Source organism: Gardnerella sp. KA00390, from assembly GCF_049244075.1.
Lineage (GTDB): Bacteria > Actinomycetota > Actinomycetes > Actinomycetales > Bifidobacteriaceae > Bifidobacterium > Bifidobacterium vaginale.
Map to the genome: position 1 here is coordinate 148,493 of NZ_CP058372.1, position 22,555 is coordinate 171,047.

Consider the following 22,555-nt stretch of genomic DNA (forward strand, 5'->3'; position numbering starts at 1 on the left):
GGTAAGGCAAGGAAAATCATGAAACAAGTTAATCAGGATTCTCATTTGAGCAAAATGAGAAAACATAATGGTGGTATGTCAAAAATAAGCACTGCTCTTTCTCGAACCTTCTCCTTTCGGAATATAGCAGTAGTGTTTCTGATTGTTTATTTTGTGATTTTTCTTGCCTATCCAATATATAAGGCTTTTGCAGGCAGCTTCCATGAATGGAATCCGCTTGTTGGAACATACAATTGGGTTGGGCTGGATAATTTTAAGCAGATTTTAGTAGATAAGTTATTCTGGAAGTCCATTGCAAACACCGCAATCTTTACGTTTGTATCTGTTGTATTCCGCGTTATTCTTGGCATTGGTTTTGCAATGTTGTTAAGCTCCAAGCTTGTTAAGTGCAAAGATACTCTGCGAGGTCTTTTCTACATGCCAACAATTACGCCGTTGGTGGCAGTGAGCTTTGTGTGGATGTGGATGTTTGACCCGCAGTTTGGCATGATCGATAGGATTACAGGCTTAAATATCAACTGGTTGCACAGTTCCACTTGGGCTATGCCAGCAATCATAATAATGACAATTTGGAAAGACTTTGGCTACGCAACGGTATTATATTTGGCTGGATTAATGAATCTGCCAAAAGATGTTTACGAAGCGGCAGAAATAGACGGCGCTAATAGCGTGCAAAAATTCTTTAGAATAACAGTTCCATTGCTAAAGCCAACAACACTTTTTATAGTAATCACATCTATGATTGGCTATATTCAAGCGTATGTTCAGATTCTTGTTATGACCAATGGCGGCCCAGGAACATCAACGTACACAATCAGCTACCTAATTTTTGATCAAGCGTTCCAAAAGTATAACTTTGGAATTGCATCTGCAATGAGCGTCATTCTGTTTATAATCACTGGAATCCTAACATTCATAATGTTTAAAGCGTCTAAGGATAGTGAGTTAGTATGAAAAAACAAAATCTTAAAAAGAGCATTATTGGATGGTTTCTAACAATATTCCTATTCTTATTGTCTTTCTTAACAATCGTGCCATTTATTTGGATGTTTGTATCTTCCTTTGCTCCAAACAGCGACATTGTGCGCATAGATGGTGGGCTGTTCCCAAAGCCAAGCACATTTGGGAATTACGTTGGGATTCAAGAGAAATTCGACTTTTTGAGGCTATTCTTTAACTCATTGTTTATATCGGTAGTTAAAACGGTAATAGCCATTTACACGAGTGCCGTTCTTGGATACGTATTTGCAAAAATGAGATTCCGTGGCAGAAATCTGCTTTTTGGAATAGTAATAAGCACGATGATGGTACCGTGGGCAGTAACAATCATTCCGCAATACGACATGATGACTAGCTTTGGTTGGCAAGACACGTATCGTGCACTTATAGTTCCAGGCTTAATAAGCGCATTTGGAATCTTCTTATTCCGACAATCAATAAGCGGAATATCCGACGAATTGATTGAAGCAGCAAAACTAGATGGAGCTTCGGATTCTAGAATATTCCACAGAATAATTCTGCCAATGAGCCACAATACTATTGCTGCGCTCGCAATCTTTACGTTCTTGTGGAATTGGGAAGACTATTTGTGGCCATTCCTTATGATTACAGACGAGAAAAAGCAGCTTCTTGCAGTTGGATTGAAGACGTTTAGCGGAAGATTTGGAACTGACTACGGCGGTTTGTTTGCTGCGGCATCGCTTGCTATTATTCCTGTAGTAGTAGTGTACTTGGTGTTCCAGAAGCAGTTTATTGCTGGAATTTCAACCGGCAGCGGTAAGTAGAAAAGGGCGGGTCGAATGACTTTACAAGATGCGCGTGAAGCGCGTGGAACACAGGATGTGCAAGACGCACACATTTTTTACGATTACGCTAAAAATCCGCTGTCTAAAGCCAAAGAGTCGCAGGTTATAAGCGGCAAAAATTGGCGAATCACTTTAATCACGGATTCGCTTGTGCGCCTTGAGTGGAGCGAAAACGGCGAATTTGTAGACGCTCCTACGCAAACAGTTGTAAGGCGAAACTTTGAGGATGGCACGCAGATTGCCGCGGAAAAATCGCAAGCAACCGAAGATGAGGCATCGCGCGCTTTTAATCCAAAATCTTCTAATCCAAAATATAGTGTAAAAAATTTGGAAAATGGCTGGATAGAAGTCGAAACCGAAAAACTACTGATCACGTACAACCAGCAGCCGTTTAGCAAAGAGGGCTTGAGCATTGTTGTGCGCGGAGTGCCAGGCTCGCAATTCAACACATGGCATTACGGCGACGAATGCCACGGCAATTTGCTCGGCACAGCGCGAACAGTGGACGAGGCGGATGGAGCCGTTAAGCTTGGAACGGGCGTAATATCTCGCGACGGGTGGGCTGTGTTAGACGATTCGCGCTCGGCAAAAATCGCGTATGCGGCTGCTGTTGATGGAAAAGAAAACCCATACGGGGCATGGGTGGAGCCGCGTGAAAAGGCGGATGGCAGTGTGTCTGGGGAAAACTCTGCCGAATCATCTAAATCAAACTCTAAAGACCTATACTTCTTTGGCTACGGTCACAACTATATAGGCGCAATTCGCGACTTTTACAAGCTTACGGGCGCGCAGCCGCTTCTTCCGCGATTCGCACTAAGCAACTGGTGGAGCAGGTACTACAGGTACAGCCAAGACGAATATTTGCAGCTGATGAGCCGATTTAAGCGCGAAGGAATACCGTTCTCCACTGCCGTAATCGACATGGATTGGCATGTAACGGATGTGGACCCAAAGTACGGTTCGGGATGGACTGGCTACACGTGGAACCGCGATTTATTCCCAGATCATCGCGCGTTTTTGCGCCAACTTGCCAGCGAAGGGCTTACCGCAACGCTTAATTTGCACCCGAGAGACGGCGTGCGCGCGTTTGAAGAAGACTATGCGCAAGTTGCGCGCGATATGGGAATTGACCCTGCAAGCGGCAAGGCAGTTGAGTTTGACCTTACAAATCCACGCTTTTTGAACGCGTACCTAAACATGCATCGTCGCATGGAGAACGAGGGCGTTGGGTTCTGGTGGATTGACTGGCAGCAGGGCGGAGTTACAAAGCAGGCTGGCTTGGATCCGCTTTGGATGCTTAACCACGTGCACTACCAGGATTCGGGGCGCGGCGGCGCGTGGCCGCTAACGTTCTCGCGCTACGCGGGTCCTGGCTCGCACCGCTACCCAGTGGGATTCTCGGGAGATAGCGTAACAACGTGGGATTCGCTGGCTTTTCAAACCTACTTTACTTCTACGGCGTCCAACATTGGCTACGGCTGGTGGAGCCACGATATTGGCGGCCACATGCTTGGCGTGCGATGCAATGAGCTGGAGGCGCGCTGGTACGCTTTCGGCGCGTTTAGCCCGATTAATCGACTTCACTCCAGCTGCTCGCCGTTTGCAGGCAAAGAGCCGTGGAATTTCCCAGATGAGACGCGCAATGCGATGGTTAAAATGCTGCGACTTCGCGCGCAATTGCTGCCTTATTTATATACGATGAATTATCGCGCGGCAGTTGATGGCAGACCAATCGTAGAGCCAATGTATTGGCAATCGCCAGAAACGCTTGCAGCATACGAGATGCCAAACGAGTACCGTTTTGGCAGCCAGCTTGTTGTTGCGCCAATCGTTAGCAAGGGGTGCGAGCAAGTTGAGCGCGGGTGCACTGCCGTTTGGCTTCCAGAAGGCGATTGGTACGATTTCTTTGACGGAAGGCGCTATGTTTCGCGCGGCGGTGCTGGGCGCAGATTTGAGGTTTGGCGAGGAATCGACCGCGTGCCGGCGTTTGCGCGCGCTGGTGCCATTATTCCAATGCAAGTTTTGCCAAGCGAAGCGGATTGCGCAAGTAGCGAGCAGGCGGCGGAGCTTGTTAATAGCGTTGAAAATCCGCGATCTTTGCGCGTTCTCGCATTCCCAGGTGCAAACGGCGAGTTTGTGATGCGCGAAGATAACGGCAGATTTGAAGACGCGTGCGCTGGGAAAACTGCCGATACACGCATGGAGTTGATTTGGCGCGACTCCTGCGATGGTGACAGCAACGCGTCTACACAATTTGTGATCAACTCTGCAAAGGGTTGCGATAATGCTGTTGCTTCGCTGCCTTCTGAGCGCGATTGGAGCGTGGTGTTTAGAGGCGTTGCTTGCCCAGACTTTTCGCGCGTTCGCGTTTTTGTTGGGGAAAATCAGCTTGAATCTGAGGCTGTAGAAGTTTCATATGAAGGCGAAGAGGGCGACTTAAGTCTTACTGTTTCTGTGCGCAACGTGCCTGTTTGCGATTGCGTGCGAGTGATTGTGGATAGCGGACTGTGCATTGCGCAAGATCCTAAGATTGGCGATTGCTACAGGTTGCTTTTACAAGCGCAAATGCCGTACCGTGGCAAGGAGATTGCTTTTGATGCGATTCGCCAAGCTGGTGGTAGCGCGAGTGCTATAAGCGAGCTTTGCGCGCTTGAGTACACTAGCGAGAGCGAGTTTGAGCGCCATCAGCAAAGCGTTGACTTGACTAACGCACATGCTCCGCAGCACCCAGAGGTTGCTAAGTGGGCACAATGGAAGTGCACGTTGCCTGATTCGGTTAAGCGCGCACTTGAGGAGATTTTACTTCGTAGCGCTGAGCTTGCTTAAGGTTGAAAGCACAGTGTGCTTTCAACGCAAGCGAAGACGTTAGCGCGCTTAGACCTCGCTAACGACGACTGCCTTCGTGCTTAGATCGCGCAAGTGATTTTCCTATTTACTGTTGTGCGAGGTTTGAGTATTTCTGCCGCGCGGATTATCCGCGCTATTCCTCACGACTATTAGTAGCCGTTCGGCTGATTTGGCACGTAAAGTCCACTGGACTTTACGCTTGAGCCAAATCACGCTTTGAAGGAGCTTGAAATGCGTTATGCAATTTCAAGCTCAGTCAAAGCGCTCATGCAAGTCCCGTCGCTACGCTCCTCTTTTATTGCTCGTATAGAAATACATCAAACCTTCTGAATATCTAAAACTTTTTCGTATCTTTCATCACCGAGATTCTCGATTTTTCTTGCTCTCTCGGCGAATCACCATCTAGCGACGCTGAGGCTCGCTTCGATAGCTGCGAAAAATCTCGAATCTCTACCTTGCTTGCGCGACGACCTGCCTTTTCGCTTAGAGCGTAGCGCGAAAAGGCAATTCGGAGCGCTGAGCCGCTCAAACGTAAAGTCCAGTGGACTTTACGTGCGGCGAAGACGTGAGCGCGGCTAATCCGCGCGAGCGATATTCCTTGTTTGGTGTTGCGCGAGGGCTGGGTGTTTCTACGTTCGCGAGGGGTATTCCTGAATTTGTTTATCGAAACGCCAAATATGGGAACAAACGCGGGATAAAAGAGAAAAACCCACTGCAGAGGGTCTAAAAATGTGATTTGTATCATATACAAATGTTTAGATGAGTGAGCTAAAAATGGCGGTTGACTCGCCAGAATCGCAAGAATTTTTGAAAAAATTATTTCGCAAAAACCCTTGAAATAAAAGGCTTGGGGGGGGGGGGGTATGTATCCCCCAAAGCTATAAACATTTGTTAGTTATCTTCAAAATTTTTTCTAAAATGTTATAATGACTTCTCAAAGGATGGTTACATCATTATAGATGTACGCTATAAGACTTTGTAAAACTATTGTTAAAAACTATAGGGCTTTGAGAGTCACAGTCGGTGCGCAAAGCAATATCAAGTAAATTTAATTAATCTCACGGAAAGAGGAGAACATGACTACAAAATCTGCTAAACACGCCAACAAGACATTTGGTTCTGCAAAAGATGAGTCTGCAAAGGCTGTTGATATGCGCAAAGTGGCTGCTCTTTCGGCTGGAGCTGCTAGCGTAATTGCCGGCGCGGCGATTGCTTTTGGCGCAACTCCTGCAATGGCGGCGGAGACTCCTGCTTCTGCGCCTGTTAATACGAATGATCCTGCAAAAGAACAGAGTGTAATTGCTAATAAGAATAAGACTGAGGGTGAGGATTCTAAGAAGACTGCGACCGAGACTAATAAGAAGGAAGAATCTAAGAAGGAGCAGCCTGAGCAGACTAAACCAACTGAGCAGACTGTAGTAAAGACTGAAGGTAAGGCTGACGCTACTAAGACTGAGTCTGGGTCGAAGGTTGAGAGCGCTACGGCTGTAGATAATAAGGTTACGAATAGCACTTCTGCTACTGATAAGAATAATGCAGACAGTAGCACCACTGAGGAAACTAGCACTCCTGCGGAAAATGTTGTAAAGAAGCGTACAAGGCGTGCGACGGTTGAGAATAAGCAACCTGAGGCTACTAATGATGCTAAGGATGAAAATCAGAAGCAGGGCGAACCTGTTGTTGGTGCAGATCGCGAAGCTAATCCTGCACCTGCTCCACAAGTTAATAGTGAGATAACACTTTCAAAAGAAACAAAAGACACACTCCCTAACATGTATGCGTGGGGATCTTCTGACAATACGTATATTGAAAAAGGCCAAAACCAATCCGTTACCTTTAAATTTGCTGCACCAACTGACGGAAGTACCATTACCAAAGTAGCTATTTTCCCATCTGATGGTAATACTGTTGATAATGCTAAAAGTAGAAAGTTCCTTGAATATTATTCCGATGCTGCTGCTGTAAACGAGCATCAGCCATATTCAGGTACATACGAATTTAAAGTAGACAATGATGGTACAGCTACGCTTACCATGACCAAGCTTTATAGAAATGGCAATCTTAAGAGTGGAGAAAGCTACTCTGCAAACCGTTGCATTTATGTGTACGGTACAGATAAAAACGGTAAAACAGTAGTGCTGTACAAGACGAATATTGTGCGTGCGGCAACACTTATTCCGCCTAAAACAGCTGGCTCAATTGTGCTGAAATATAACGAAGCGCTTACTGAAAAACAAATTCAAGATAAGCTAAAGGCTGCTTTGGATGCTCCTACCGAAGCCACTGGTAAAAAATCAATTCGCGCACAAATTGATGCTGCAAGTAGATCTAACGGCGTTGGTGGACGCACTGGAGTAAACGGCGCATTTGTTCAGACGCCAGATGACCCTGAGAAAAAGGTGGTTATTACTGACAAGCAGGCGTATGACCCTTCCCAGGTTACTAGAATCAACACGGTTACGTCAAAGAAAGACCAGCCAACAACATATGTTGCTGGCGCTCAAACGCTCAAAACCTACCTGGTCTCCGACCTTGGCTACAAGTCTGAGGCGCTCGCTCTTACTGTTGCGCGCTACGATACGCGTATTGATAAGCCGATTGTGGACGACCTGTCCAAGGTTTCCGATGATGTAAAAACCGAAATTAAACGCAAGCTTGCGCATCTTAATCACGTAAGCCAAGATCAGGTGACCATTAACGACCAGGGTGAAGTCACTATCAACTTTGCTGGCGTGGATGAAAACGACGCTCCTAAGATTGCACTCAGCGACCTTGTGTTGAAGAAGATTGCAGAGAAGGATGTCGTCGTTCCAGCTGGCGAGAAAGCAGTCTTTGTTGCTAACCCACTGGGTTACTCCAATGCCGAACTTGACCGAATTAAAACAGCTATTTTCGAAGCTAACAAAGACAACGAAGAGCTTGGCCTTACCAGCAAAGATCAGATTACACTTGAGTATCTTAAGGGCGATCTTACTGCATCTGGTGACTCTAATAAGGGAATCTCTAATGGTCAGGCGGAAAACAAGATTACCGTTAAAATCAAGACTGACAAGTCAGTTGCTGAGTTTACGTCTAATGTAAAAGAGAGCAAGCTTACAAAGCTTCCAAATATTCGTACAGATTACACCGTTTCGTGGGACAAGACTAAGATTGATGGTCGCGATACCGACGAAGGTATTTCTTGGAGTAATGATCAGAAGACCACTATCATCTACCGTTACGATCCAACTAAAGCGCAAGAGTTTGATACAACAAAGATTCTTGGCTTGCTGAAGGCTAAACCAAAGGATAGTAGTTCTGGTTTGCGCGACCTTACTGGCGGCGAGCAGCTTTCCTATGAAGGTACAGGGAATAACGCGCGCAAGTCGCACATGAACTATGCGCTTAATAAAGATGGCGAGCCAACAACTGAACTCACGCTTGGCAATATGGGTGGCGCTTATTGGTCTGGGAATCAGAAAGTTTCTAATTCTGACGTAAACCTCGGTGATAATTTATCAATAGCTGGTTCGTATTCATGGGATCCAGAAGCTGGTTCTGTAACGGTAGCTGGCAAAAAGGACAAGATTTTCAAGGCACGTCTGTTTGTTGAGCCGTATGCAATGACGTACTATAAGCATGTTTATATGGAGAAAGATCGTCACCCAGGCAATACGGCAAAGGCAATTAACGTTATCTTTGTGCCGCAGACGAATCATAAGACTGCCGATTTGAAGACGTCGATTGGTGAGCATAAGACCACTAAGGTTGATAATACGGATGTTCCGACTGACTCGAAGTACTACAACGCGTCTGATGCAGTGAAGAAAGACTACGAAGATGCATTGAAGGTTGCTAAGCAAACGCTTGAAAAAGTTGGAACTACACCAGATGATCAGTTAACTGAACAGCTTAAAGCTGAGGTTGATAATGCAACCATTAAGCTGGATAAAGCTCGCAAAGCTCTTGATGGTGACGCTACCAAGAAAGACGAACTGGATAAGTCGATAACAGAAGATGGTACGCCTGCTGAAGGTCAACAAGCTACAACTGGTACAAAGGCTAGCGATAAGTATAAGAACGTAAGCGATCCTGATTTTAAGACAGCTGATGGCAAGCCTGATGAAACCAGGAACAATGCTGCTAAAGAAGCAAAGAAAGCCTACGACAAGGCTCTTGAAGATGCCAATAAGGTAAAGGCAGACGACAACGCCACGCAAAAGGCTGTTGACGATGCGAAGGCGAAGCTGGACGAGGCTCGTAAAGCCCTTAACGACTTCACCACCAACAAGGATGAGTTGAATAATGCTATCTCGCAGCATGGCAAGGTGAACACGGGCGATGCGACTAAGCAAGGTGAGGAAAAGCTCAAGACCGCCGACCCAACTTATCAGAATTCCAGCGAAAAAGAGCGCAAAGACTACGACGACGCTGTAGCAGAAGCAGATAAGGTCTCCAAAGATCCAAACGCTTCCCAGAAGGAAGTAAACGACGCAATCAAGAAGCTTAAGGATGCTAAGGATGCGCTCGACAAGAACGCAACCGACAAGGCCCCTCTTGATGCTGTGGTTCAAAAGAGCTTCGATAATCCTGATCCAACCAAACCTGACAAGCAAAGCGTGTTCTACAAGAATGCAGCCGCGAAGAAAGACACCGACCCTGATGCTAAAAAGGCTGTTGAGGACTACGACAAGGCGCTCGCAGAAGCTAAGAGAGTGCTTGGTGACAAGAACGCTACAAAGGCAGATGTAGAAAAGGCTAAAAAAGATCTCGAAGATGCTGAAGCAGCACTTCATGCCGACAAGTACTCTACGGATAAAACCGATCTTAGTAAAGCGCTTGCAGACAACTTCAGCGGCTATCTGATGCCGGCCTACTTCAACGCTTTTGATAAAGCGCAAGCTGAGGGCAAAGATTCTCAAGCTGCCAAGGACTTCAAAGCCTATAACGATGCGTACCACGCTGCAAAAGATTTGATGGAAAAACTAAAGCAGCCAAATAGCACGGTAACGCAAGAAGAAGCTGACAAAATTAAGAAACAACTTCTTGACGCGCGTAAGATTATCGACACCTATGCAACTGATACTAGCAGGCTTTCGGCGGCTGTGTTTAATGATATTGCCATTAAGAACAGCCCAGCCTACAAGAATTTGAAGGCTCTTGCTGAAAAGACAAATCCAACGCCAGAAGAACAGGCTGATGTAGAAGCTGCTAAAAAGGCTATGGAAGCGTATAAGAAGGCAACAGATAAACTACACAATGCGATTACTAACAAGCTCCCAAAGGATCAGGCAAATGATCAGGATATTCCAGATACAAATATTCCTGATAAGAATGGCGACCTTAACGATAAGGACTACCTGAAAGATATCCAGGCGCACAAAAACGGTGAGCCACTGAACAGGGATGTTGACAGTATCCTTCAGGAAATGAACGACGCGGCGAAGGCACTGGATAAGTTTAAGACTAATACCGACGAGCTGATTAAGTCGATTAACGAGGATGCAACCACGCATCCAAGCCCTGCGTTTAAGAACGCGTCGCAGCCTGACTATAAACAAACAGACGGCACGACTGCTGACACCACCAAGAATGATGCCGCTAAAAAGGCTGTAGATGAGTATGGTAAAGCTCTTAATGAAGCTAAAGACTTGCTCAAGAATCCTTCTGCAACTCAGAAGCAAGTAAATGACGCTAAGGATAAGCTTGACAAAGCTCGCAAAGAGCTTGAAAAGTACAACACCGACACCACCAAGCTTAAGGAAAGCGTAAAGAAGCACGGCTCTACAGAGGGTACTGCGCCTACAGAAGGCACGCAAACTTCTGATGCGTACCGCAATGCGTCTGATCCTCACTTCATGAAAGAAGAGGGCGGCAAGCTTGTTCCTGATACGGATAAGAACACTAAGGCCGCCGCAGCCAAGAAGGCGTATGATGAAGCTTTGACAAAAGCTCAGGAGCTTTTGAAGAAGCATGACGATAAAGATACGCCGCAAGACGCAAAGCCAACTCAAACAGACATCAACAAGGCGCTTGATGCTCTTGATAAAGCACGTACCAAGCTTGACGCGTACAAGACTGATACAACAGCTTTGAACACAGAAGCTGAGAAGTCTCAGGCAGATGCTGAAGGCTCATCTGCAACTGGCAAGTTCGAGGACACTCCAGAGTTCAAGAACGCTAAAGCTAAGACGAGCGATGGTAATGAAAACACAGATGTTACTGCTTACAAGACGGCTCTTGCAACTGCTCGCAAGTTAGTAAGTGACGCAAACGATGCAGGCAAGAAGAACAGCGAGCGTCCAACGCAGCAGCAGATTAACGAGGCGCTTGAGGCTTTGAAGAATGCCAAGAAGCAGATTACCGACAACTACAAGACCAATGCAGCTGCGCTTAAGGCTGCAAAAGACTTTGCAGCTGGCGACTTTAAGAATACGCCTGAGTATAAGAATGCTAAGGCTCTTAAGGATAATCAGAACGCGGATGCAGATAAGAAATCTAAAGCTAAGACTGACGTTGATGCTCTTGATAAGAACACTAACGACGGCGCTCTGAATAAAGCCATCGGTATTCTTCAGGCATTCGACGATGACGGCAAGCCAAATGTGACAACGGGAGCCAGAATTCCAACTCAGAAGGAAGTTGATGACGCGCTTAAGACTTTGCAAGAAGCCATGAAGACTGTTGCCGAGGGCTACAAGACTGATGTCAAGCCGCTTTCTAACGAAGTTGGCGATAAGGATACGCAAGGTAATCCTGTAACTCCTCCATTCGAGGCGTCTGTTGCGTACAAGAACGCACTTGAAAAGGCGAAGACAGAAGATCATGCGACAACGGATCCTAACTCCGCTACTAAGAAGCTGGAAGCTTACAACGAAAAACTCAAGGCTGCACAGGAACTCATCAACAAGGTGAATAACCCTGATCCAAATGCAAAGCCAGAAGATCGTCCAACCCAAGCGCAGGTAGATAAGGCATTGCAAGACCTTAAAGATGCAAAGACAGCTATCGACAATGCTTTCAAGACCAACGCATCTTCCCTTAAGAAGGAAGCCGACGATAAAGACGAGACCGGACAGGAACATAATCCGAAGTTTGAACAAACAACGGAGTACCTCAACGCTCTTGCTAAGAAGACTGGTGACGAAGATATTCCTGATGTAAAGGCATACAAGGATGCACTGAAGAAGGCTCAAGATCTTCTGAAGAAGTTTAACGACGATGGTTCTGCGCCAAAGCAGGGTGAAAAGGATATTCCAACTCAGAAGGAAGTTGACGAAGCTCTTAAGAATCTTAAAGATATCAAGGATAAGATTACTAAGAACTACGTAACAAGCCCACATGACTTGCAAGAAGAAGTTGATAAGTCTAAGGACGGCGATACTGATACCAGCACCGACGTGTTCGAGAACACGCCTGAGTTCAAGAACGCTGATGCTAAGAAGGGTGAAGACGGCAAGTCGGATAATTCCGACATGAAGGCATACAAGGATGCCCTAGAGAAAGCTAAGAATCTTCTCGATGCTTTTGATCGTACAACAGGTAAAGTAAAAGACCAGTTGCCTAAGGGCATGACTAAGGCTCCAACTCAGAAAGAGCTTGACGACGCCCTAGATGCATTGCAAGCCGCTAAGAAGAAGATTACTGATGGCTACAAGACTGATCCTTCTAAGTTGAAGTCTGAGGCGGATGCTAATGGTGACTTCACCAAGACTCCTGAGTATCAGAATGCTCAAGCTAAGGGTGATGACGCATCTAAGCAAGCTCTTGAAGACTACAAGAAGGCTCTCGAAGACGCTAACAAGGTTCTTGGTGACAAGGACGCAACTCAGGCGCAGGTTGATGATGCTTTGAAGAAGCTTCAGGACGCTAAGTCTAAGCTTTCGGATGGTTATAAGACTGATAAGTCTGATTTGACTGTTGAGGCTGATAAGGATTCTGATTTCACCAAGACTCCTGAATATCAGAATGCTGCAGGAAGCCCAGAGGCTGATGCTTACAAGCAGGCTCTTGAGGATGCTAACAAGGTTCTCGGTGACAAGAATGCTACTCAGGCGCAGGTTGATGATGCTTTGAAGAAGCTTCAGGACGCTAAGAAGAAGCTTGCTGATTCTCATAAGACCGATAAGTCTGATTTGAACACTGAGGCTGACAATGATCCTGATTTCCGTAAGTCGATTCCGTTCATTATTGGTAAGGCTGCTGATTTGGCGGAGTATCAGCAGGCGTTGAATGATGCGAATAGTGTGCTTAATGATCCTAATGCTACACAAGCTCAGGTTGATCAGGCTCTTCGTAGGCTTCGTGATGCTAAGCAAAAGTTGATTGATGCTTATAACAGGCTTGTTAATACTGGTGTTGGTGTTAACGATGTGAATAATACTAGTGTTAATAATGTTGTTGATAAGGGTGCTTTGCAGGCTGAGGTTGATGCGGCTCTTGGTGATGTTTCGGCTAATGCTAATGGTGTAGTGGCTGATTCTAACTTGGTGAGTGAGTTTAATGCGGCTTTGAATTATGCTCGTTTAGTATTAGCGGATTCTAATGCTACTCAGGGGCAGGTTGATTCTGCTTTGGCTCGTTTGCGTGCTGCGCGTGCAGCTTTGCGTGAGGGTATGATCGCAGCGCGTAATTCTGCTGGAATGAATTTCAAGCGTGGTGACGTGAGTGGTGTTAATACTGGCGCTAGTTCCTCGGTGTTTGCTGCTTTGGCTGCGGTGTTTGCTGGGCTCGGAGTGGTTGGTGCTGCGTCTAAGCGTAGGAAGCATTCGGCTCGTTAGTTTAATCTGTAGCAGTGTGTGATGCTGCTACGATTGGAGTAATGTGAATTAATGGCTTGGGGATAGTTTCTTCAAGCCATTAATTGTTTGCTTCTTTTCCACATTTTGTTTGGTGTTGTAAAGAAGAAAACGAAAAATAACATTTCGAAGAACATACCAATTGATTTAGTAATTTTTCACAAAAGTGTTAAAATCCATAACTGTGACTTATGCAAAGCAAAATTGCAAATCACCCGCATGGGGACGTTTGCAGGATTGCACTATCGCGAATAATCGCCAGTAGTTGTGATTGCAAAAGTCAAAAAGAGAAAATAGTCTAAAAAATAATCTAAAAACCGTCTAAAAGGTTTAAAATTAGCCAAAATAGACGAAACACGGGAGCTTGTTCTATACAGGCTGAGAGGGCGAAAGCCGACCGTAAACCTGATGCGGGTAATGCCGCCGTAGGGAAGGAGTATTATGCGAAATATTCGTATTATTGGTGCAGGTATCATTGGTCTAGCAACAGCTTGGAGACTTACAGAAGCTGGCGTAAAAGTTAGCATAATTGATCCAGATCCAGTCTCTGGCGCTTCTCATCATGCTGCCGGCATGTTAGCTCCTACCGCAGAAATGCAATATCAGCAGGATGCCTTGTATCCACTCATGTTTGAGTCTGCAACTATGTATAAGGAATTGGTTGATTCGGTTGCAAAATACACCGATAAGCCAACTGGCTACTTAGAGTGCGGCTCTTACGTAATCGGTGGCGACGCTGCAGATAACGAGCACGTAAACGAGTTGCTAAACTTGCAGCATCGTTACGGCCGTAGAGCTGAGCATATTTCTGTGAGTAAGCTTCGTGAAATTGAGCCTGCGCTTTCGCCGACGATTGCAGGCGCTGTAAGCGTTCCGGATGATCATCAGATTAATCCTCGTCAGTTTACTGCAGCAATGATTGATGCACTTGAAAAGCGTGGTGTTGTTATTGAGCGTCGCGCAAGCACTCCAGACGATTTAGGTCCAGACACGGTTTTGGCATCTGGTTTGGGTGCTAAGGAAATGCTTCCTCAGCTTAAACTTCGCGCTGTGTGGGGCGATATGATTCGTATGACTATTCCAGAGCCTTTGCGCCCAATTTTGAGCTCTGTGGTTCGTGGATTTGTGCATGACCGCCCAGTGTATTTGGTGCCTCGCGCTAAGGAAACAGGCGAGCTTGTGCTCGGCGCTACTTCTCGCGAAGACGACCGCGATATTCCAAAGGTTGGCGGTGTGCTCGACTTGCTTCGTGATGCTGCAAGCGTACTTCCTGGCATTCAGGAATGCTCGATTACTGAGGTTACCGCTGGTGGTCGCCCAGGAACTCCAGACGATTTACCATTCATTGGCATTGATCCTAAGACGCACACCACAATTTCTACTGGTTACTTCCGTCACGGCATTTTGCTCACAGCTTTGGGTTCTTCTTTGACTACAAAGCTTGTGCTTGAGCAAGAGTTGACTGAGAAGGAAAAGGGCTTCTTGGAGAGCTGCAATCCTGCTCGCTTCTAGTGAAGAAAGTTCCTAGTTACGCAAGTTTCTAGTGACGCAAGTTTTAATAGACGTTAATAAAGGTTGAATTATGCAAATCGTCGTCAATGGTGAAACCACTCAAGTGAAGGATAACTTGACTATTGCCCAACTTGTTGCACAACTCTACGGATCTGACTCTGGTTTTGGCATTGCGGTCGCCATTGGCGACGATGTGCTTAAGCGCGCCCAATGGGAATCAACCATCATCTGCGATGGGGATAAGATCGAAATTCTCAGCGCGGTTCAGGGCGGATGACCCTCAATAGGCGACTGATCCACAATAGCGGTTGATTTCAAATAATTTGAGTATAGTTTCAAAAAATTTATATAAAAGGCTTAAAATGACAGAAAATATAGAAAATAATGAAGAAAATGTCGATACTTGGCAGCTTTGCGGTAAGACCTTGCACTCAAGGCTTTTGCTTGGCACGGGTGGAATGACAAGCATTGACATTATGGAAAAGTCACTTGTTGCTTCAGGCGCGGAAGTAGCAACTGTTGCTTTGCGTCGTCACGCAAAAACTGGAGTTGATATTTACGGTATGTTGCAGCGCCATAACATTAACGTTTTGCCAAATACTGCTGGTTGCAAAACTGCTCATGATGCTGTTCTTACAGCAAAAATGGCTCGTGAATCACTTGGAACTGATTGGATTAAGCTCGAAGTGATTGCAGACGACGATACTTTGCTCCCAGACACTCGCGAAGTTTTGCTTGCTGCAGAAAAGCTAGTTGAAGAAGGATTTAGCGTGCTCTGCTACACTAATGACGATCCGATTGTGGCTCGTCGCCTTGTGTCGCTTGGTGTGAAGGCTGTTATGCCAGGGGGTGCTCCAATTGGAACTGGACTTGGTATTTTGAATCCTCGAAACATTGAGCTGATTGTTCAAGAAAGCAAAGAATCTGGCGTTCCTGTGATTTTGGATGCTGGCGTTGGCACCGCTTCAGATGTTGTTAAAGCTTTCGAAATCGGTTGCTCGGGCGTGCTTCTTGCAAGCGCTGTAACTCGCTGCCCAGATCCTGTAAAGATGGGTCGTGCAATGGCTGCTGCTGTAACTGCTGGTAAGCTTGCTCACGATGCTGGCCGTATTCCTAAGCGTGAGCATGCGCTCGCGTCTTCGCCTGTTGAAGGTCGCGCTTGGGCTGACGCAGTACTGTAAATTCTGTAAATTTTGTACTGTAATTGATTCAGCATATTCAGTATGACGATTAATAAGATTTATGACAACCTGCAGGAGCTTGAGGCGGAACGCACTTGCCGCCACTTGCTCCTGCCGGGCTTTACGCATGAACATCAGCAATTACTTCGCGATGCGAAAATCTGCATGGTTGGGGCAGGTGGACTTGGTTCGCCGTGCTTGCTTTCGCTTGCTGCTGCAGGAGTTGGTGAAATCACGATTTGTGACGACGATGTTGTAGAGCTTTCTAATTTGCAAAGGCAGACTTTATACACTGTGGATCAGTGTGGCAAGTCGAAAGCTCAACTTGCAGCTAAGCGCTTGCAGGCATTATCTCCAGGTTTAAAAATCAACCTTGTAAATAGATTTAATGAAGACAACGCAAAACAACTTGTAGAAAATCACGACTTAATAATTGATGGTTGTGATAATTTTGCTACACGCTTTTTGATTGCGGATGCTGCTTGGAGCGCTGGCGCGCCAGAAGTTTATGGCTCAGTTCTTTATTATGAAGGTCAAGTAAGCGTTTTTGTGCCAGGAAAAGGGCCTAATTTGCGTGACTTGTATGCTTGCCCTCCGCCTAAAGAAAAAGTACCAAAATCGGCTGTATTGGGCGCGACTGCAGCTATTGTTGGCGCAATGATGGCAACTGAAGCAATCAAGATTATAACTGGTATAGGAAAGCCGCTTATTGGGGTTTTGGCGCGATATAACGCCATTGATAACTCGCTTCGACATTTTAGATTTGCGTGAACTTTGCGAAAAGTTACAAAAGTTGAGTGTGGGAGTGTTAAGTTTTTGCGAAACGCGCGCGAAAATGCTTGACTTTAATAACTTGAGTGTGTTAGACTCAAGTTTTGTAAAAAGAAAAAGCGGTTAGTCGCAAGGCTGGCTGCCAAGAATTTAAGTACATAGATTAAAGGTACATAGATAAAGATAGCTAGGAGATATTATGGGACGCGCAGTAGGTATTGATTTAGGAACAACGAACTCCTGCATTGCAACGCTTGAAGGCGGCAGTCCAACAGTTATTGTTAACGCAGAAGGTGCGCGTACAACGCCATCCGTGGTGGCATTCAGCAAGTCGGGCGAAATCTTGGTTGGTGAAGTCGCTAAGCGTCAGGCAGTTACAAACGTTGATCGCACGATTAGCTCTGTAAAGCGCCATATGGGTACGGATTGGTCTGTTGAAATCGACGGCAAGAAGTGGACTCCACAAGAGATTTCCGCACAGGTTTTAATGAAGTTGAAGCGCGATGCTGAGGCCTACCTTGGTGAGCCAGTAACCGATGCCGTTATTACATGCCCAGCATACTTCAACGATGCTCAGCGTCAGGCAACTAAGGATGCAGGTAAGATTGCAGGCTTGAACGTGCTGCGTATTATTAACGAACCAACTGCTGCAGCTTTGGCTTATGGCCTTGAAAAGGGCAAGGAAGACGAGCGCATTTTGGTGTTCGACTTGGGTGGCGGTACTTTCGATGTGTCGCTTCTTGAGATTGGTAAGGATGACGACGGCTTCTCTACAATCCAGGTGCAGGCAACTAATGGCGATAACCACTTGGGTGGCGATGACTGGGATCAGAAGATTATCGACTGGCTTGTTGGCGAAGTTAAGAACAAGTACGGCGTTGATTTGAGCAAGGATAAGATTGCTTTGCAGCGTTTGAAGGAAGCTGCTGAGCAGGCAAAGAAGGAGCTTAGCTCTTCTACTTCTGCTTCAATTTCTATGCAGTACTTGGCAATGACTCAAGACGGAACTCCAGTGCATTTGGATGAGACATTGACTCGCGCTCACTTTGAGGAAATGACTTCCGACTTGCTCGGTCGCTGCCGTACTCCATTTAACAACGTGCTTTCCGATGCTGGCATCTCCGTAAGCCAGATTGATCATGTGGTGCTTGTTGGTGGTTCTACTCGTATGCCAGCCGTCAAGGAGCTTGTAAAGGAGCTTACGGGCGGTAAGGAAGCGAATCAGTCCGTGAACCCAGATGAGGTTGTGGCTGTTGGTGCAGCCGTGCAATCGGGCGTTATTAAGGGAGACCGAAAAGACGTTCTGCTTATTGATGTAACTCCACTTTCCTTGGGCATTGAAACCAAGGGTGGAATTATGACGAAGCTTATTGAGCGTAATACCGCAATTCCAACTAAGCGCTCTGAAGTGTTCTCTACTGCAGAAGACAATCAGCCATCCGTGTTGATTCAGGTTTATCAGGGTGAACGTGAGTTTGCTCGCGATAACAAGCCTCTTGGTACTTTTGAGTTGACTGGTATTGCTCCAGCTCCTCGTGGCGTTCCACAAATCGAAGTGACTTTCGACATTGATGCTAATGGCATTGTGCACGTTTCCGCTAAGGATAAGGGCACTGGCAAGGAACAGTCCATGACGATTACTGGCGGTTCTGGTTTGCCAAAGGACGAGATTGACCGCATGGTTAAGGAAGCTGAAGCTCACGAAGCTGAAGATAAGAAGCGTAAGGAAGAAGCTGATACTCGTAACCAGGCAGAATCTTTCGCTTACCAGACTGAAAAGCTTGTGAACGATAATAAGGATAAGCTTTCTGACGAAATCTCCAAGGAAGTTACCGAAAAGGTTAATGCTTTGAAGGAAGCTTTGAAGGGCGATGATATTGAGAAGATTAAGTCTGCTCAGAGCGAGCTTATGACTTCTGCTCAAAAGATTGGTCAGCAGCTTTACGCTCAGCAGGGTGCTGCTGGTGCTGCAGGTGCACAGGCTGGCGCTGCTGGTGCTGCATCTGATGCAAATGCAGGCGCTGGATCTTCTGCAAAAGATGACGACGTGGTTGACGCCGAAGTGGTGGACGACGACAAGGACGATAAGGACAACAAGTAATGTCCGAGTTTAACGCCAACGACTACTTGAGCGGATTGGAAGATGTGCCTTCGGATGCTGGCGATTTGGAAGAATCGTCAAATCCAGCTGATTCTGCTAGTGCAGCCTCGTCTAATGAGCATGTGAATGCATCACAAAACGAAGCACAAGACGCAGCTGCTCATGAGACAAAGCATGCGGCGACGCAAGATACGCCAACACAAGATGCGGACGCTAATGCAGATGCCGAACGTGAAAAGTCGCCAGCAACCGACGATGAAGCCAACGCTAGTAAGTCTCAAGAAAATAATGATTCTTCAGACACGCAAAGCAACGAAGAAGAAGATTCTTTAACACCGCTTGGCAAAGCCAAAAAAGAGGCGGCGGAGTATTTGGAAGCGTTGCAACGCGAGCGAGCAGAGTTCATAAACTTCCGCAACCGTGCTTCTAAAGAGCAAGATCGATTCCGTCAACATGGAATTATCGATGTTTTAACAGCTTTGCTACCTGCTTTAGATGATATTGATCGTATTCGTGAACATAGCGATATGGACGATTCATTTAAAGCCGTTGCTGCAAAGTTAGACAAAGCATTTGAGAAATTCGGCGTTGAAAAGTTCGGCGAAAAGGGCGAAGAATTTGACCCGACTAAGCACGATGCGATTCTGCATAAGCCAGATCCAGATGCTACAAAAGACACAGTAGATGTTGTTGTAGAAGCAGGATACAGGATCGGAGATCGAGTGATTCGCGCAGCTAGAGTGGTTGTTGCGTCGCCAGCAAGCTCGTGAAACACGCTGTGAAACATTCGTATGGTTTGTATGTAACGCAATAAAACGCAGTTACCGACTTGCGAAGAATCCCATAAAAACTTACTCGTGCTGGTTTAAAACGTTTAAAACACTGTTTAAAAACGCAAAACCAACACGAGTAGGTTTGTATTTAAGGTTTATATATAAATGTTATGCCAATGTGCTCGAAACATAAGAAGGAGGCACAAATGGCTGAAAATGAATGGTTAGCCAAAGATTTCTACAAAGTGCTCGGTGTCTCCAAAGATGCCGACGAAGACACAATCACAAAAGCATACAGAAAACTAGCTAGAAAATATCATCCTGATTTAAACAAAACAAAAGAAGCGGAAGAAAAATTCAAAGACGTGTCCGAAGCGTATGACGTTTTGAAAGATAAGCAAACACGTCAGCGTTACGATGCGATACGCCAATTTGGAGCGGGCGGAGCAAGATTCGCTGGAGGCTCTGGAGCAGGCGGATTCGACGCAAGTGGATTCAGCGATATATTCTCATCGATGTTCGGAGGCTCAAATGGGTCTCGCGTGCGATTCTCCACAAGCGGAGCTGGACCAGACATGGGAAACATATTCTCCATGTTCACGGGAGGTGCAGGAGCGCAATCTTCGCAAGGATTTGGAGGAAGTGGCTTTAATGGCGGTGCAGAATATGGTCAATATGGTCAGTATGGTCAATATGGTCAATCTGCTCCACAAAATTCGCCTGAACGCGGTGAAGACATTACAACTTCAATCAAACTAACATTTAAACAAGCGTTCAAAGGTGCTACGGTTTCGCTTCGATCGGGCGGAGAGTCGTTCAAAACTCATATTCCAGCAGGAGTAAAAGATGGGCAAAAAATCCGCTTAAAGTCCAAGGGCAAGCCAGGGAAGTTTGGTGGAGAAGCTGGAGATATGTACTTACAGGTTCAGGTAGAAAAAACTGATAATTTTTCTCTACGCGGCTGTGATTTAGTGGCAAATCTTCCGCTTACACTAGATGAGGCTGTTCGCGGAGCAAAAGTCACGCTTAAAAACCTAGATGGTAAGCCAGTAGTGTTTAAAGTGCCAGCTGGAACATCTAGCGGTAGCGAAGTACGTGTAGAAGGCGAAGGCGTGCCAGGTAAAAATGGAGCCTTTGTAGGAATCGTACAAATACAAATACCAAAGCGATCTGGCATGATGATAAAGCGTGCTGCAAAAGAATTCAACAAGGCATGCGGAGAATCATATGAGCAAGAAGTGCACGATTTGCGCGCATAGCAACAAATCGCTTAGTGTGTGCGTGTAGAAAGGAAAAGTCATGGTTAGGTTGGAGCGCCAAACTAAAGCATTGTACGAAATGTGTGCAGTGGCGTTAGTGCGTGGAAGCGCAACTCTTGACGGCGCAGATGAAGTCGGCTTTAAAATCGACATGCCGATTTTTACAGTAAGCCACGTAGCCAACCTAACCGACACTCATCCACAAACACTAAGACAGTACGACAGGCTGCGCTTGATTATGCCACAGCGTACAGAAGGTGGAGCTAGAAGATACTCTCTTAGAGACATAGATAGGCTTGTGCAAACACAAAAACTAAGCCAAGAGGATGGAGTAAATCTTGCTGGAATAATGCGTATTTTGGCTTTGCAAGAAGAAAATCGCCAGCTTAAAAGACAAGTAAGACATTTGATTGAAGAAGCCAATTGCGCTGAACGAAATATTTTTACTGCGACTGTAGATGGGAATATTGTAGAAGTTCAAAGGTCACAAAGCGCAAAGGATTGGCGACGCGACATTCGTGTTCAGCAGCGAGCATTGCCATCATCGTATAATAAACATTCTCACTCGCAAAACGATGCTCAATACAACAATTGTGATTATGATGATTTAAACGACGATAAGTCTGTTGTTTTGTGGCGAGCATTCAGAATATAGCAATGTAGCAGTCTAACATTAGTTTAGATATTATTAAATACTAATCAAATGTTTAAATATAAAATGTAAATATAAAATATAAATATTGATAAATATCGCATACGTAAAGCGACAAAACAAAGGGTATTGATGGCAATAAACACAACAGCAGCGCAAAACACCACAAATCACAAGCTTTCCGCAGTCTTTTGGGATATGGACGGCACGTTAATTGATTCGGAACCGTATTGGCATGATGCTGAAATCCAAATCGCAAAAGAACATGGTGGCGAATGGAACGAAGAATTAGCTTGGCAGTATTCTGGTGGATCTTTAAAAGATGTTGCTGAAGCCATGATTGCTCGCGGAACAAAAATGGGCGTTGAAGAAATCGGCAACGCGATGGTGGACTATGTAGCGCAAAAAGAGCAGATAGAGGTTCCATGGGTACCAGACGTTCTGAATCTTTTGCAAAAATTAGCGGATGCAGGAATCCCTTCGATTCTAGTGAGCAATTCACCAAGGCGACTTGTTGAAAACATTGTGAACCATGCGCCAAAAGGTGCGTTTGCAGGATACATTTGCGGAGACGATGGATATGCTACAAAGCCAAGCTCCGAGCCATATTTAGCAGCAGGGAAACTGCTTGGTATTAGTGCGCAAAACATGAAGTATTGCATCGCTATTGAGGATTCGTTTGCAGGGTTAAAGTCGGCTGCAGCTTCGGGGGCGACGACTCTTGCACAAACAGCGTACTCGAATCTAGACGTAAGTAACGGACCGCAATTCGCTGATATACATGGATACGAAGATGTTACGCCTCAAACGCTTGAGCGCTACATTATTGCGCGAATTGCGCAGTAACATACAATCGCACTACATGGCAGGTCGTCGT

General features: G+C 45.9%; 13 protein-coding genes. All 13 read left to right on the forward strand.

Going from position 1 to position 22,555, the window contains the following annotated elements; genetic code table 11:
• The first annotated feature begins 18 nt into the window (after nt 1-18).
• The 13 genes from HXT53_RS00595 (at nt 19) to HXT53_RS00655 (ending at nt 22,524) form a co-directional block, all read left to right on the forward strand.
• Nucleotides 19-954: a carbohydrate ABC transporter permease gene (locus HXT53_RS00595; protein ID WP_014554831.1), complete on the forward strand. Its 936-nt coding sequence runs from the start codon at nt 19-21 to the stop codon at nt 952-954.
• Nucleotides 951-1,784, forward strand: a complete 834-nt coding sequence (locus HXT53_RS00600) for a carbohydrate ABC transporter permease (protein WP_004113800.1) — start codon at nt 951-953, stop codon at nt 1,782-1,784. The genes HXT53_RS00595 and HXT53_RS00600 overlap by 4 nt, the downstream gene beginning before the upstream one ends.
• 15 nt (nt 1,785-1,799) lie before the next feature.
• The gene (locus HXT53_RS00605; protein ID WP_421780364.1) at nt 1,800-4,631 is read left to right on the forward strand and encodes a TIM-barrel domain-containing protein; all 2,832 of its coding nucleotides are present in this window, start codon (nt 1,800-1,802) and stop codon (nt 4,629-4,631) included.
• A gap of 1,097 nt (nt 4,632-5,728) precedes the next feature.
• Nucleotides 5,729-13,411, forward strand: a complete 7,683-nt coding sequence (locus HXT53_RS00610) for a peptidase (RefSeq protein ID WP_421780365.1) — start codon at nt 5,729-5,731, stop codon at nt 13,409-13,411.
• A 459-nt stretch (nt 13,412-13,870) separates the two neighbouring features.
• On the forward strand, nt 13,871-14,941 hold the full coding sequence (thiO, locus tag HXT53_RS00615) for a glycine oxidase ThiO (RefSeq protein ID WP_004118154.1): 1,071 nt from the start codon (nt 13,871-13,873) through the stop codon (nt 14,939-14,941).
• Nucleotides 14,942-15,011: 70 nt separating this feature from the next.
• Nucleotides 15,012-15,218: a sulfur carrier protein ThiS gene (gene thiS / locus HXT53_RS00620; RefSeq protein ID WP_004118156.1), complete on the forward strand. Its 207-nt coding sequence runs from the start codon at nt 15,012-15,014 to the stop codon at nt 15,216-15,218.
• Nucleotides 15,219-15,303: 85 nt separating this feature from the next.
• On the forward strand, nt 15,304-16,122 hold the full coding sequence (locus tag HXT53_RS00625; protein WP_004112835.1) for a thiazole synthase: 819 nt from the start codon (nt 15,304-15,306) through the stop codon (nt 16,120-16,122).
• A gap of 42 nt (nt 16,123-16,164) precedes the next feature.
• A complete protein-coding gene (locus HXT53_RS00630) occupies nt 16,165-16,893 on the forward strand; it encodes a HesA/MoeB/ThiF family protein (protein WP_101891998.1) in 729 nt (242 codons plus the stop codon).
• Nucleotides 16,894-17,092: 199 nt separating this feature from the next.
• Complete coding sequence (gene dnaK / locus HXT53_RS00635) at nt 17,093-18,994, forward strand: molecular chaperone DnaK (RefSeq protein WP_004118161.1); 1,902 nt, start codon at nt 17,093-17,095, stop codon at nt 18,992-18,994.
• Entirely contained in the window at nt 18,994-19,764 is a 771-nt protein-coding gene (gene grpE, locus HXT53_RS00640; protein WP_421780369.1) for a nucleotide exchange factor GrpE, read from the forward strand. The genes dnaK and grpE overlap by 1 nt, the downstream gene beginning before the upstream one ends.
• Nucleotides 19,765-19,973: 209 nt before the next feature.
• Complete coding sequence (locus tag HXT53_RS00645) at nt 19,974-21,026, forward strand: DnaJ C-terminal domain-containing protein (RefSeq protein WP_004118165.1); 1,053 nt, start codon at nt 19,974-19,976, stop codon at nt 21,024-21,026.
• Nucleotides 21,027-21,066: 40 nt separating this feature from the next.
• Nucleotides 21,067-21,681, forward strand: a complete 615-nt coding sequence (locus HXT53_RS00650) for a heat shock protein transcriptional repressor HspR (RefSeq protein ID WP_004112824.1) — start codon at nt 21,067-21,069, stop codon at nt 21,679-21,681.
• 129 nt (nt 21,682-21,810) lie between these two features.
• On the forward strand, nt 21,811-22,524 hold the full coding sequence (locus tag HXT53_RS00655; RefSeq protein WP_004112821.1) for an HAD family hydrolase: 714 nt from the start codon (nt 21,811-21,813) through the stop codon (nt 22,522-22,524).
• The last annotated feature ends 31 nt before the right edge of the window (nt 22,525-22,555 follow it).